The 13,337-nt window shown below is 53.4% G+C and carries 15 protein-coding genes and 1 pseudogene; 6 read left to right on the forward strand and 10 right to left on the reverse strand.

Annotation, left to right across the window (positions count from 1 at the left end):
* Window positions 1–405: 405 nt before the first annotated feature.
* Window positions 406–1,689 carry a serine/threonine transporter gene (locus GPOALKHO_RS03865; protein WP_406703075.1) on the forward strand — a complete coding sequence of 428 codons (1,284 nt, stop codon included), beginning with the start codon at window positions 406–408 and terminating at the stop codon, window positions 1,687–1,689.
* Between the two features lie 106 nt (window positions 1,690–1,795).
* Here GPOALKHO_RS03865 and GPOALKHO_RS03870 read toward each other — a convergent pair whose 3' ends face one another.
* The gene (locus GPOALKHO_RS03870) at window positions 1,796–2,989 is read right to left on the reverse strand and encodes a serine hydrolase (RefSeq protein WP_406703372.1); all 1,194 of its coding nucleotides are present in this window, start codon (window positions 2,987–2,989) and stop codon (window positions 1,796–1,798) included.
* A gap of 617 nt (window positions 2,990–3,606) precedes the next feature.
* Between GPOALKHO_RS03870 and GPOALKHO_RS03875 the strand changes: the two genes are divergently transcribed.
* Window positions 3,607–3,828, forward strand: coding sequence for a hypothetical protein (locus GPOALKHO_RS03875; protein ID WP_406703076.1), 222 nt, complete (start codon window positions 3,607–3,609; stop codon window positions 3,826–3,828).
* Between the two features lie 1,034 nt (window positions 3,829–4,862).
* Here the strand turns inward: GPOALKHO_RS03875 and GPOALKHO_RS03880 are convergent.
* Window positions 4,863–4,955 (reverse strand): annotated as a pseudogene (locus GPOALKHO_RS03880) (ABC transporter substrate-binding protein); the annotation flags it as partial.
* Between the two features lie 222 nt (window positions 4,956–5,177).
* On the opposite strand from GPOALKHO_RS03880, the gene GPOALKHO_RS03885 reads away from it, so the two are divergent.
* Window positions 5,178–5,336, forward strand: a complete 159-nt coding sequence (locus GPOALKHO_RS03885; protein ID WP_406703078.1) for a hypothetical protein — start codon at window positions 5,178–5,180, stop codon at window positions 5,334–5,336.
* Window positions 5,337–5,381: 45 nt separating this feature from the next.
* Here GPOALKHO_RS03885 and GPOALKHO_RS03890 read toward each other — a convergent pair whose 3' ends face one another.
* From GPOALKHO_RS03890 to GPOALKHO_RS03905, 4 genes are all read right to left on the reverse strand, one after another.
* Window positions 5,382–5,567: a hypothetical protein gene (locus GPOALKHO_RS03890; RefSeq protein ID WP_406703079.1), complete on the reverse strand. Its 186-nt coding sequence runs from the start codon at window positions 5,565–5,567 to the stop codon at window positions 5,382–5,384.
* A gap of 1,131 nt (window positions 5,568–6,698) precedes the next feature.
* Entirely contained in the window at window positions 6,699–6,947 is a 249-nt protein-coding gene (locus GPOALKHO_RS03895) for a glycoside hydrolase family 3 C-terminal domain-containing protein (RefSeq protein ID WP_406703081.1), read from the reverse strand.
* A gap of 198 nt (window positions 6,948–7,145) precedes the next feature.
* Window positions 7,146–7,373 (reverse strand): hypothetical protein, encoded by a 228-nt coding sequence (locus tag GPOALKHO_RS03900; protein ID WP_406703082.1) that lies wholly within the window; start codon window positions 7,371–7,373, stop codon window positions 7,146–7,148.
* A 265-nt stretch (window positions 7,374–7,638) separates the two neighbouring features.
* Entirely contained in the window at window positions 7,639–7,950 is a 312-nt protein-coding gene (locus tag GPOALKHO_RS03905; RefSeq protein ID WP_406703083.1) for a glycoside hydrolase family 3 N-terminal domain-containing protein, read from the reverse strand.
* A 470-nt stretch (window positions 7,951–8,420) separates the two neighbouring features.
* Between GPOALKHO_RS03905 and GPOALKHO_RS03910 the strand changes: the two genes are divergently transcribed.
* From GPOALKHO_RS03910 to GPOALKHO_RS03920, 3 genes are all read left to right on the forward strand, one after another.
* Window positions 8,421–8,750: a hypothetical protein gene (locus GPOALKHO_RS03910; RefSeq protein ID WP_406703085.1), complete on the forward strand. Its 330-nt coding sequence runs from the start codon at window positions 8,421–8,423 to the stop codon at window positions 8,748–8,750.
* 181 nt (window positions 8,751–8,931) lie between these two features.
* Window positions 8,932–9,093, forward strand: a complete 162-nt coding sequence (locus tag GPOALKHO_RS03915) for a hypothetical protein (RefSeq protein WP_406703087.1) — start codon at window positions 8,932–8,934, stop codon at window positions 9,091–9,093.
* Window positions 9,094–9,594: 501 nt separating this feature from the next.
* A complete protein-coding gene (locus GPOALKHO_RS03920) occupies window positions 9,595–9,777 on the forward strand; it encodes a hypothetical protein (protein WP_406703089.1) in 183 nt (60 codons plus the stop codon).
* 586 nt (window positions 9,778–10,363) lie between these two features.
* Here GPOALKHO_RS03920 and GPOALKHO_RS03925 read toward each other — a convergent pair.
* The 4 genes from GPOALKHO_RS03925 to GPOALKHO_RS03940 all read right to left on the reverse strand — a co-directional run bounded on the left by GPOALKHO_RS03925 (window position 10,364) and on the right by GPOALKHO_RS03940 (window position 12,412).
* Window positions 10,364–10,564 (reverse strand): hypothetical protein, encoded by a 201-nt coding sequence (locus GPOALKHO_RS03925; protein ID WP_406703091.1) that lies wholly within the window; start codon window positions 10,562–10,564, stop codon window positions 10,364–10,366.
* Between the two features lie 430 nt (window positions 10,565–10,994).
* Window positions 10,995–11,162 (reverse strand): hypothetical protein, encoded by a 168-nt coding sequence (locus GPOALKHO_RS03930; RefSeq protein WP_406703092.1) that lies wholly within the window; start codon window positions 11,160–11,162, stop codon window positions 10,995–10,997.
* Window positions 11,163–11,488: 326 nt separating this feature from the next.
* Window positions 11,489–11,674 carry a hypothetical protein gene (locus GPOALKHO_RS03935; RefSeq protein ID WP_406703093.1) on the reverse strand — a complete coding sequence of 62 codons (186 nt, stop codon included), beginning with the start codon at window positions 11,672–11,674 and terminating at the stop codon, window positions 11,489–11,491.
* 594 nt (window positions 11,675–12,268) lie between these two features.
* The gene (locus GPOALKHO_RS03940) at window positions 12,269–12,412 is read right to left on the reverse strand and encodes a hypothetical protein (protein ID WP_406703094.1); all 144 of its coding nucleotides are present in this window, start codon (window positions 12,410–12,412) and stop codon (window positions 12,269–12,271) included.
* Between the last annotated feature and the right edge of the window lie 925 nt (window positions 12,413–13,337).

Here is a 13,337-nt window from a genome sequence, read left to right on the forward strand (position 1 = left end):
GTATTATTTAACCACTCTTCATGACACGCAAATTTTACATATAACGTGCGAAATTAAAATAACGTGCGAAATTTTAAAAAATAACCTAGAGATAAAAAATAGAAAACCATGAAATATAAGCACTAACATTAAACTTTTACATCATGAATACCGATGCATTCGTTCAATGATTGATTCATGCTAGAAAATATTATTCTATAATCGGTTATTGCAATTAAATATTAGACCGGTGTCAAAAAAAATGACATTAACGCTGGAAGTATCAAATAAACGCATTATTATTGAAGATTTCCGATAAATCCAAGACAGATAATTGAACCACCTCAATATGATTATTCAAAACAGAATAGCAGCGGCAGCGAGAATTTATTGCCCACCAACCTTTGCGTTTTATTCGGAGAATTTATGGACATAACAAAAGCTTCCCCCGCGCGGGCCATCCTGTCCGACGCGACTTGGCGCAAAACCGATACGGTATGGATGTTGGGACTCTATGGCACAGCTATCGGCGCCGGTGTTTTGTTCCTGCCCATTAATGCAGGTATCGGTGGGTTTCTGCCACTGCTTATCATGGCACTTATCGCCCTTCCAATGACCTTTTTCGCCCACCGGGGCATGGTGCGGTTTGTGCTGTCTGGCAACGGTAAATGCAACGACATTACCGATGTGGTGAAGGAGCATTTCGGTAACCGCATTGGTAATCTCATTACGCTACTGTATTTCTTCGCCATCTATCCGATTCTGCTGGTCTACAGTGTCGCTATCACCAATACAGTCGAGAGTTTCATCGTGCATCAGCTCAGCTACAGCGCCCCGCCGCGGGCTTTGCTGGCGCTGCTATTGATAGTAGGGCTGATGATGATTGTTTCGCTCGGGAAGGACATTATCGTCAAGTCAATGAGCGTGTTGGTGTTCCCTTTCATCGCGGTACTGGTCTTTTTATCGTTCTATTTAATCCCGTACTGGAGCGGCGCAATATTTCATGCGCCGCTGGTGCAACCGCAGGCCAACGGCGGCGGGCTGTTCAGCACCCTGTGGTTAGCAGTACCGGTCATGGTGTTTTCCTTTAATCATTCCCCTATCATTTCGTCATTCGCTATATCTAAACGCGAAGAATATGGTGATGCTGCCGAATCGAAATGCTCCCGCATCTTGGCCTATAGCCATGTAATGATGGTGTTGACCGTGATGTTTTTCGTTTTTAGCTGCGCTTTAAGCCTTTCGCCGGAAAACATGCGAGAGGCCAAAGAGCAAAATATTTCTATGCTGTCTTATCTGGCCAATCATTTTGATAATCCCTTCATCGCCTCGCTTGGGCCGATTATCGCTTTTGTCGCCATCGCCAAATCCTTTTGGGGCCACTATCTCGGCGCTAGCGAAGGGTTTAGCGGACTGGTGACCTCTGCCCTGCAGGCGCGCAGCAAGGAAATTTCCGCCGGCGCCATGGGCAAGATAACCGTCGTATTCATGCTCTTAACCGCTTGGCTGGTCGCTACTATCAACCCAAGCATTCTTGGTATGATTGAAACCTTGGGCGGTCCGGTTATCGCCATACTGCTGTTCTTGATGCCAATGTACGCCATCAACAAAGTGCCCGCCATGTCGCGCTATCACGGATTGGCGAGCAATTATTTTGTGTGGGCGGTTGGGATTATCGCGCTGACCGCGACCGTTTATAAGCTCATATGAGGCGTTACGTCGACAATGTCTGTTCAAAATGGCAGCGCCGCCCGAGGGCAGGTGCCGGCGATCGCTGTCTAAAACGACAGCATCGGCCGTAAAACGGCAACGGGGTTTAGCTGAACAAACCGTGGAGCTTCAGCAAGATCCAGTCCCGCAGCGTGCGGAAAATGCCGCCTTTCTTCACCTCCTCCATCACCACCAGCGGGCGCTGCTCGATGATATTGCCGTCTAGACTGAAGTTGATGGCGCCAACCACCTGATCCTTGGCCAGCGGCGCTTCCAGATAGGAGGAGGAGAGCGTGAAGGACGCCTTCAGGTTTTTCGATTGCCCTTTCGGTAAGGTAATAGCCGCATCTTGCGCGACGCCTAAATTCACCTGGCTGCGATCGCCAAACCACACCCACTGCTGAGTAAAGGGGCGACCTTTCGGAATAGGCATCACGGTTTCATAAAACCGGAATCCCCAGGTCAACAACTTCTCACTCTCGCGAAAGCGAATACCATCGGTCGGAGCGCCAAGCACTACGGAAATGAGTCGCATGCCGTTATCGGTGGCTGATGCCACCAGATTGTGACCGGCGACGCTGGTATAACCGGTTTTCACACCATCGATCGCCAAATTACCGCTCCACAACAGACGATTACGATTAGGCTGTTTGATTTTGTTGTAGGTGAACTCTTTCTCTTTGTGCAATATGTACTCGTTCGGTGTATTGCGAATCAGCGCCTGGCTGAGAATAGCCATGTCCCGCGCGGTGCTGTACTGACCTTGCACATCAAGGCCGTGAACCGTCAAAAAATGGGTATTCTGCATCCCCAGCGCCGCGGCATGCTGATTCATTAAATTGACAAAGGCCTCCTGGCTACCGGCAATGTGATCCGCCAGCGCAATGCTGGCGTCATTGCCGGATTGGATAACAATGCCTTTATTGAGATCATCAACCGTCACCTGTTCGCCCGGTTTCAGGAACATCAACGACGAGCCGCGCAGAACCGGATTGCCGGTGGCCCAGGCATCTTTACCGATCGTCACTTTGTCCGCCGGATGGATTTTACCGGCCTTCATCGCCTGCCCAATGACATAACTGGACATGATTTTTGTGAGGCTTGCTGGGGCTAGGCGCTGGTCGGCATTGGCTTCCGCCAGCACCTTGCCGCTTTGGTAATCCATCAAGATATACGCGCGGGCGTTGATTTCCGGCGCGGCGGGCGGGGCCTCAACGGCGTGGGCGGCAGGGATAGCAAGAACCAGCAAGGTACCTAAAGCAAGAGCATAACGTTGAGTGCTGAAAACAGGTTTTATCATGGAGGTCATGGGCATTCATTCAATTAAGAGCCATCGCGGGTAATCCGGTGGCGGATGTTGCACGCATGGCCGGCAAGGGCCCACGTGCATGTCTATATCATTGTTCTAGCAAATCTACTCTAATCGTAATCGAGGCCGTTTAACTTTGCCGCATTGGCGCGTGCCTGTCAGCCATTTTATTGTCAATTTTTCAGCGACCACGCGGTATTGAGAAAATAAAACCCTTCCGGCGCGGGCGATTGATTAAACGCCGCTAATAAGTCACAGCATAAGGATCATCAACTAACCACGCCGTCTGTCGTGTTTTTTGGCGGTCGGCGCGCGGCCGTCGACGCCGCAGCTTGGGGCAGGTCACGTAGCCGATGCAGCCTTACCTCCGCCGTAATTGCTAACAGAAAGCGTAACAATTATCATTGCGCTATGGAGGCGTTATGTTATAACGATTCTAGTTGTGAAAATTCGCTCAACGTCAAAAAGGTGCTGAGATGCTGAGGTGCGGTGCGGTGCGGTGCGGTGCGGTGATTCCGACTGGGCTAATACGGTAAAATCAGGATGCGCTCTTCTTGTCGCTGAATCCCAATTAGGCCACTCCCCTTGTCTGCAGGATTTTGGTCCTGTTGGAGTCCGATACCATTGCGCGCTACCTCGCGCTGCTCGCTTATGGTCAGGGTGTCTGGCTGCTCAAGCGATGCCGTCACGTGAACCCAGCAGTCATTGAGCGCAATATTGCGGCCTGTGATAAGCTATTCGCCATCGCCGAGGCGCGCTGGAGAAGCCGTGGTTCGCCTACGACGCTTTCGGCATTGACGATATTCCTTTCGGATGCCTGGCCTAATTGATTCAACCTGATCATCGAACGGCAACCCAGCCAGCGCATCATTAAGCATCGTACACCACTCCGGCATTGGCTGTTGTGCCTCGAGGCCGAGGAGGGACAGACTGACAGCGGTGCGCTGGCGTCCGAATGCGCCGATAAAGATCAAATCTGGTATAAGCTTTCTCAGTAGCGAAAAATTTGATCCTGTAGGGCGACATTGGCAGTGCTCGCCACCAGCGGTTTTGCCAAGCTCGGCCATGGCGATGCTAGGAATCAGATACGATAGCGTTTTGTCGACGCCAGTGGGTGCTTCGATCACCAGATGGCGTTCAATATTTTCAATATTCCCAGCGCGCGAGCCACTTCCGCTATCATCTGCCGCTGCTGCGATTCACGGAGGATAAAATTGGGAATATGCTACTATGCCAGTCGTGGATTTGCGCTTTGGTTGATATGGAAGAGCGCCATTGTGCAGACATTATCGCTTGCCACAGCCGCGACGCGGCGTCTTTATGCTGTATAAACTGCAGGGCTTTCCCAAACAGGCAATTCCGGCCGGTCACAATGTACCGGTAAGGCGCTCACCGGTAGATAGCCATGGCGTCTATAAAAGGCCACCGACCGCCGGTTGATACGGCGGGTAGATAGCTACACTTGCCGGTAACCACCCAACAGAAGCCTGCTGTTCTAAAAATCGCAGCAACAAAGCGCCCGTTTCTAGCGGAGGGCGAAACACTCGGCCCGCTGCTGCTGGTTGCCGGAAAGCTTGTGCTGGTAGCAGTGACAAAACTGCTACGGATCGAGATACAGCAACGCCAGCAATTCGTCTCGTCACGTGCTGGTGAATGGCGTTAATGTGGTCAGTTTGAATGTGCGCCGTCCCAAAAAATAGCGGCTCAGGTCGGTCAGAGAGTCGAGATGCTGTTCTTAGGCCAGCTCATCGTGTAAGGCAAGTATCGTCGGTGGCAGGCTAATCCAAGTATATGATTTTGTTATAGTCAAGCTATTTGATCCTACTCCGAGGAGAAGCTGTTGCCGGTGTACTCCAGATAAATAGGTCGCGCCAAGTTGCAGTTTGTTAACCGCTTTAACTTGATGGGATTCAAGAAATTGAAAAATGATATTGCCTAATAGCGATCCTTCCGCATCCGCAGGCCTGCGCTGCTGGCGTGATGTCGAGCATTAGGTGGAGAGTAACACCGCGCGGCCATAATTAACCATGGTTGTCGTAGACATTGTTTCAGTAATGATAATCAGCACAGAACGGGCATCGACGGTCAGCGGTTTTACAAAAACAACCCAAAATAGCGAGTCGGTAGCGAAAATGCACGTATTAATCGTATATCAGGTGCGCAATAATCCCCATACAGCATGGCAGCGCCGCGTCCCTGCATCGCTATCAACCTCGATATGGAGCGCCGCAATGGCGGCTTGCTCAGTTTACCCTGCCGACAGGAGGGCATAAAGGATGCAAAGGCGCTGGCGCGCAGGCTCCGCCGCATCGAATTAACTGGCTTGCCGAGCGCGTAGAAACGCGGCATAAATGCGGCATACTGTGTGAAATTTTCTCCATGCTCATCTGAACCAGGGCGTGAACACTTCAGGTTCGCTGGCGAGTTTCACCACCACCGACAACATTGCTTGCCAGCGCCAGGCCATCGCTTTGTCGGGATCGGGCGTTGGGCCAACTGACGGCGTGACGCAAAAACACTGTTTGTGTTCAATCAGCCAATTAGACAGTGGCAGGCAGCACAGTTTCAATATCGGCGTCAGCGCTCCAGCAGCTCTATCTCTTCATACAGATGACGGTGAGAGGCGGCGCTCTCTTCCTAGGGCCGCAGCAGGTGTTGCTACAAAGACCGCCGCAGCGGTATTTCTCCCACGCGCGCTGCTACAGCAGCATTTGGCCGTCTGGGTTAAGCAATAAACGGCCACTGCAGGTGCAGCGCGCCTTCACGGTAGGCCTACAGTTTTTCCATAGTGCCACCGCCCGATCCCGTTTAGACCAGGATAACTCCCGTTAATGCCATATTCGCCTCGCTGCAGGCCGCCAGTGTCGGCGTGATACCCTTGTACCGATTTTACCCGGGGTGCTATTGTCTCTTTGAGACGGTATTTGCCCGCAGACAAACATCTCCGCCCATGGGCATGCGTTATCGCCCGAGGCGTCTATTTTTCGCCCGCGGCCCGTGCAAGTGATTAGCTTATCGGCCCGGGACGATAATGTCTTTGCGAGGAAGTGACATTCCCCATGCGCTTTTGCAAAAGCGGGCAATAATCGTCAAGACGGGCTGGCGTCCCATGCAGCGCATGGCGCGTGCCAGGCGCCGTTGCGTACCGACAAGCGCAGGACGTAGGCCAAAATGTATCGCTGGCGTCACCAAAACCTGCTGCAGGGCCGAGCCGTCGAAGTGCAACTGGTCAATAGCCCAGTCCAGAAACAGAATCAGTTCCGGAGTGTATCAGGAGCTACCCCGCCGGCTGTGTCAATCGGCTCGGTATGGGCGCATGGAGCAGCAGCCGGGTTACTTTGCGGGTACGATCACGCACATCAGATACGGCCGCGATGGCTGCGATGATAAAATACAGTTGCACCACAGTGGCGCCGTCCCCTGTCGCCATCGTTGGTCAACGTCAACTGCGTCGCCGACAACGTCACCGGCGACAAGATAAAACGGGTGTAGCTCAGACCATAGCCGAATGGAAAGAGCCGGCCGTTGGCTTCATCATAATAATGAGAAGTATATACTTCTTACTTCTCCGGCTTCTGCGGGCCATGTGGACGACAGGTGTAAATGGGAATTTACCACCCAAGCACGGGAACAACATGGGCAATTTGCCGGACGGGTTGTGATCGCCAAACAGCACACCAGAGATGGCATTTCCCCTTCGCTACCGGGGAATCATGCCTCCAGCAGCGCGTTCATTCGCTGGTTTTTCCGCACCAGTGCTAACACCGCTCAGCAGCACAACCACCAGCGGCTTGCCGGTGGCCTTGAGCGCGCGCAGTGGCCTGCGTTGGCTTTCCGGTACAGTGATGTCGCTGCGGCTGGAGGCTTCGTGGACCATACCCTGCGCTTCCCCTGCCGCGGCCATGATGACACCCGCTTGCCGGGCGGTGCTCGCGGCGTCATCGATCATTGCCTGTGGGTCCGCGGATCCACTTTGATGGTTTATTCATGTTAGTTGAGATGGACATCATCTTGGTGGTCACTGATATTGGCGACACAGGCATAGGGCACCTTGGCCGTGTCGCCCATCGCGTGTCGGATCCATTTCAGTCAGTGCAATGGACTGATTGGCGCGACCTGCGGCGGACAAGCTGCCCATGATACGCGCTCAATCCGCCAGCGGGCTGATGACCGACAGCGTACCCTGTTTTTCAGCAGCAGCGCGTTGAGTCGGTTTTAGCAGTACCAGGCTCCCGAAACCACCTGACGCGCCTCGGTCCTGTACAGCCGGCTTCCGCGCGTTGATATCCGCCGGATCGCTGCATGTCGACCCCAGATGCACATAGATATCGTGGAACGGGCCCATATCGTATTTGACGTTCAGTACATGGAGCACCGCATCGTCGAGCGTCGCCTAGCTCACCTCGCCGTACTGAATCCGCTCTGGCGGGTATTTCAGAAAATACTCATCGTTAATTCTCGCATTAATACCGGCGTTGATCGCGCCATTTTCGCTGAATGCTCAGAACGGCCGCCACGCCGTGATGGAATTTAGCGCCACCATAACCCCGCCGCCGGCATCCAACGCCGCTTTGTAAGATAGCAGGCATCCTGAAACATTTTCACCGCTCCGTAAAGCACAGAGTGTTTCACGCTGGTCATCAGCGAATGATGATCACCGGGATGCTTTCCTGCATGGCGCTCACCAGTATGCGACCGATTTCCTGAGCTAGAAAGGTATCCTCGCCCATCCCCTGTGACACGCAACCCCAGCGCGTATCGCGAGTGATATCCACTATCGGCGCCCATGTCATTTTCAGATCATCTTCGCTTTCCTCAAGGGCGGCAATATGTCCACTGGTTTCCGCCACCCGTAGGTCCCAACAGGACGCCAGTTCAAGGCTTATCGGGAAAATAGTGCACTGACGTGGAGATGTCGTAGGCGAAAGCCAGGAGCGCATTGACAAAAGCATTGCGGGGTAAGCTAGGTGAAGAGAGTGAATTATTGTCCGCTAAAGCGGGAGTGACGACACGTGTCAGCATTAAGCCAAATGATCAGAGTCATCTCATAAAGGTTTCTCACAATCGCGAAAGCCAGCCGAAACGGAACGTTCCAGTCACGAGAAATAAGGCATTATTATGCCATAAATGTGGCATAATAAAGGGCGTAGCGACTCACACAGCATAAAGCTTGCATCAGATTTATTGGAAGGGATTGTTTTCTTTGTGCTGACCGATGCTTGGCGGCGCCCGTATGATATTTCTCTTCGTCGCAACCTTCTGGCAGGGAGGTTAGCGGGGTAAGCTTTGCAATACTGCCTTACCGTGTACAAAGTATTTTGTGCTTATACCACATATTATGATTGCCGCTTCACGGTATCTGTCGCCTCTGCTACAAGATAAGAAAATTCGGGTTACTTCTGCCGGCCGAGAGCGTAGTTTCATGGATGATCGAGTCTATTATCATTCCAGAGCGCCGAAATATGTCATTATTTGTACGGGGAATATCAGTAGCACCTACGCCGACGTTCTGCAGGCGGTCGTAGGGTGTGAGAACTTACAGGATTTACGCCGGCAGCCAAGCCATGGGCTGGCCGGCCACCCCTCCCTGACCTGTTGGCCGACGCTTGTGGACGTCGATAAACCCTTTGATGTAGTGATCGTCGCCACCACTAATGGGCCGCATCCGTACAGCGCCATTAAGGCTGCCGGGTTGGGCAAGCACATTTGGCCGAAAAGTTGCTGGCCATTACGGCGACCATGGATAACATGATAGACGCTGCCCGCCAACACGACGTACCTTGATGGTAAGCTATCAGCGCCGCAGTTATCCAGACAACCTAGCAGTGAAGGCCTTGTTGATGTTGGGTGCGCTGGGACAGATTTACCCGATCTCGGTTGCTGCTTCTGGCACGACCAGCTCTATCCATTGACACCTATATTCGCTGTTCGGCATGCCCGCACGGCTGCACGGCGAGCTGGCCATGTTCGCCAACCAAACGGAGGCGGAGGATTGCGGAACCGTTGTATTGCGCCATAACAATGGCATGATAAGCACGATTGTCGCCTCGACTTGCGTGCGACCCGGCTACCCGCCGCATTTGGAAGCGTACTGAAAAGGGACGTTTACACTTACCAACGACTGTATTGACCTCTAGCAAGGGTATCGACAAATCCCACGTAGCCGCGCCCGTCGGTGGTAGATAACGGCAGAAGCGCAACGAGAGAAGTACCCATTGAAGAGTTGGCCCAACTTACTGGGCTCTGTCTGCAATTCAAAGTGTTATGAGGATATGGAGATATGACGTATGATCCTGGAAAATTCGCTGATTTGCGTGGTGAAAAGTGAGAGGCAACTGTCGGTGTCGCTCAATTGCAGACAGAAGAGGATGAGGCTTTTCTGGTACGCTTATTTATCTCACCCGTGCGGCAGAAGCGGGATTGGCCAGCCCCTGTTCAGCTGATCGATCAAAGCGGCACACCGCGCCAGCGCGACTCGGCGGCCGTTAATTAACGCGGATTGATAACGCCTCCGTATCGCCCACGCGCGGCGCAGAACGCCAGCAATACGAGGCCTAATCCACTCGCCGCGCCGTTATTTCCCTGCAGCGCGGCGAGTGAGCAGCGCCCAGGCCATGACGCTGGCGCCGATGCGGGTGCCGAACCACCGTGTCCCCGACGGCAATCACAATATACTGGCGACCGTCAGCGCCCAGATAAGTGATGGGCGTCGCCTACCCGCCGACCGGCGGCCGCGCCACAACTCTTTGCTGCTGGTTTCGTCGGAAGGGCGCAGATAGTTGTCGGCGGTGGCGGCGCCCACAAAATCAGCCTGCCCTCAATATTGCCGCCCATGGCAAAGTCCTCGTCGCCAAGTCCAACACCACGATAGCGCTGGAATACTTGTCACAAACCGGCTGATGATGTGCGCCGTAATAATCCGGCGTGGCGTTCCTCAGGGGATATAGACCCGCCCCAGAGCCGGGTCCACGGTATAGGGCCCCAGCCATTCGGCGGGCTACAGGTGTAAGTTTCGCCGGGTTTTAGTGGCGCGATTGGGTGGGATAGCGGTGGCCTATGTCTCATACCTAGACTAGTTTTCTACTTTGTGGACCAAGGCGCGAACCACGCCGGAAGGCTCGCGGTACGCCTGATTATCAAGTCCAGCCACTCAAAACAACGCAATCGTTCATCACCAGGAGCCATGAAAATGAAAGTCCGGCGGAACCTTGCCCATCCTTACTCATCAAATCGCTCAGGTTTACACGGTTCCCCTGCCCGCAATCCTGACATAACCGCCTCGTGTCGGCATCAAGCGCGATAAATTTGGCATCAGAGGTGGTGCTGATAATGCGCCGACGCAATGGGCATTGGCAGGAGTGGCGATTAGTAATAGGCCACTCCGCGGCAGGCAAGATACCTGTTGGCACGGGTGTCGTTGTGGGGATCGTAGGCCCAGAGAGTTTTACCGGTAGTCTCATTCAGCACCAGCACCTGTTGGTGAGGCGTACTGAGATAAAGCCGGTTGGCCACTTTAATCTGGGTAGCCTTAAAATTGAATTCGTGCCCCTTTTCCTCCAACTGCATGACATCGTCGGTGTGAATCGCAAAGACGGAGAGGCGGAGGCGAGTTGCGCTACTGTATGTGAGTTGGGTCAGGGCGAATAATGCTCCCGGCTGGGTGCGGCCATAGTGGCGCCACTCATTCTACCTAGTTCTGTCTGTCTCGGCCGCCGCAGTCGGGCCGAGTACGAATGGCATACCATACCATAGCCCGACCACCGTCAGCGCCAGAAAACTCGGCATGAATTTCAAGCCGCCCAGGCCGACCTCATAGCCGCCATCCAAACTTTCGGCGTTTGCCACCGCGACGCAGCCACGCGCTACGACCGGACCAGGTCGTCAGCGCGGTAAGCAAGGCGCAAAAACATAATACAAACTAGGAGCCGGCTGTTGACATGGCCTGCTACGGTGGTCAACTTCGGCACATTGACGGTAAACACCAGCAACCGCATCCTTAATCAGCGACAATCAGCGACGTTAGTAGACCGATCCAGGAGAGTAACAAATTAGCCCGGCTTCCACCTGACTGGTTGACAAAGTTCGCAGTAATCAGACTAGCGCCGCCAGCGGCAAGCGCTATCAGCATCGTCAACAGTAGGCTGCCGAGTTCCTCTTTCGCCACCACTCACCTCTCCCAAAACAGATATGTCAGATTATCCTACGCCACCGTCCAATTAAAGTTCATGGCCGTCCTACCGCCCAACGAGCCGAGGCGGCCGTAGCAAGATTATGTCCATCGCCAGCTATAGCAACAACTACAGCACCGTACAAACGGCGCACCCATCCAGCACGTGGGCATTGTAGCTTTCAATCTGGCTGATGTAATAAGTCAACGCGTCAAAACCGATGACGAAGACCAGGGAGGAGAGCCTTATCAAGTGAGATATTGCCTAGCCAGGAGCTGTTAAGTGTTGCGCACCCCATGCGGCAACAGGATGTAATGCAGCATCACCAGAAACCTTGCGTGATCACCGCTTCGCGCTGCCCTGCCGGTAGAGCGTTAAGCCCCGCCTGCAACTCTTCAAGCAGGCAAGCGATGCTGAACGCCGCCGATTCCCAGATGGCGCAGATAAATTCCGGCGTCAGCCAAGGAAGATTACCGGGCAATGTAGTCCAGCGGTGGTCGTCGGCCAAACAGTCGCACAATCCGACCGGCAGTGTGCTACAGGCGGCAAATACTAAAAACAGCTATACTAGCAAAGGAGTGTTGCAAAAAGCGAAACCCAGCCCCACCAGCAACCGCCCGCTACGTCATCATACACAGCGCCAAGAGCAGCAGCATCACCGTCGCAAAAGCGGTCCACCAACGTCATCAGAAAGGTAGTAGCAAAGCCGGTACCGGTCCACGCCAACAGCTGCACGCCGATCTAATCAGAATGCCAAATCATAAAGGCGTCGGCCCAACATCGCTGAGCGGCGACAGCACCCTTTCCAGAAAACGTTGGGCGCAAGGTGCTTCGGCCGGAGAAGGCGGGAATGATCGCGGTCTTTTCTTTGACCACTGAGGATGAAGATGATGCTCGTGAAGCAATCTCGTTTCGGCAGGTAGTGAATTAAACGCTCGTTCATCAGAGGCCGCGGACCCGCGCTCCAGCGATTAACGGGGAAGGAGCGCGCACCACATGAAGCAAGCGAGTCGCCAACTGGCGCTCACGATGTGTCTGAACCTGGATGAGGGAGCGCGGGCTCACTCAGCTTGATGAGTTGAATGTAAAATTCATCCTCGTACTACTGCAGGGCAGAGATCGCGACACTCAAAATACCCAGTTCAATCACTTCGGCCAATAACGTCGCGGCACTCTCGGAGGTGAAAACCAAGCAATAGGCATCGAAATGGTGGCCGGTCATCCAGGTGTTCAACACGAACTCCAACGCTTGCTGCTGTGTATAATGCGGATAGCGGGTCTTTGGTAGGCCACGTGGGTTAAATCTTTCAATCGCTCATACATCTCGCCGTCATCGGAAGTGCAATTGCGCAAGAAATAATACAGCTGCCGCGGTTCTGGTATTCGCTGGCAGGTCAACCACAATTGTAAAAGATCGCTCCGTCGTTGAGTACCGCCAGTATCTCCAAATATCTACCGCAGCAGGTCCAGAACATGCTCCAGAACATGCAAGCCACCGCCCAATCGAACCTTTGGTGTCCTGGCACACAGCTTTCCAGCGTGGTGTAGGGACGTCAGATAAAATCAATGTCAACGATGTCATCGTCATAGTGTTTATAATGCGCGTGTTTTTGTGAGTCCTGTGCTGAAATCTCTAGATCGAGGAGTTATAGGGGTAAGTTCTGTAAAATGACTGTCTTGCGCAACGCGTTCACCGTTGAACAAACAAGACCGGCGATTGAAGCAATGTCGCGCTTTCAACGTGGTAAAGGATAGCAGCCGGCGTTGACGTAGGTCGGGAAAGGGGTGTTTGCCTGCGACAGAAAGTCATTTCGCTTGGTCAAAAAGATGGAAGAGCATATCGCTTATCGCCGTAGAAGTTTTCGCAGAGTGCTAAACAGCTTGCCGACTGCGGGATAGCACTTGCGTAAATAGTTAAACCACTTGGCTCAGGTTGGGCAGCTGAGCGGGGCGCGCAATCATTAGAGACTGGCACCAGAGACCGCTAGGCACGATTGTCCGCGCCTCACCTTGCCATTAGCGATAACGAGGATGCATAAACGCTGGCGGATCGCCGCGATGGAAGATCAGTCGATGCTTTCTCCAGTAGCCATCTCTTTGGTACAGCTGTGTACCGCGATTTCGCTGGCGCCGGCCTGCTAACACCGCATCGGTGATTTTCAGGCTACGAC

This window comes from Sodalis sp. (in: enterobacteria) (genome assembly GCF_036327475.1).
Lineage (GTDB): Bacteria > Pseudomonadota > Gammaproteobacteria > Enterobacterales > Enterobacteriaceae.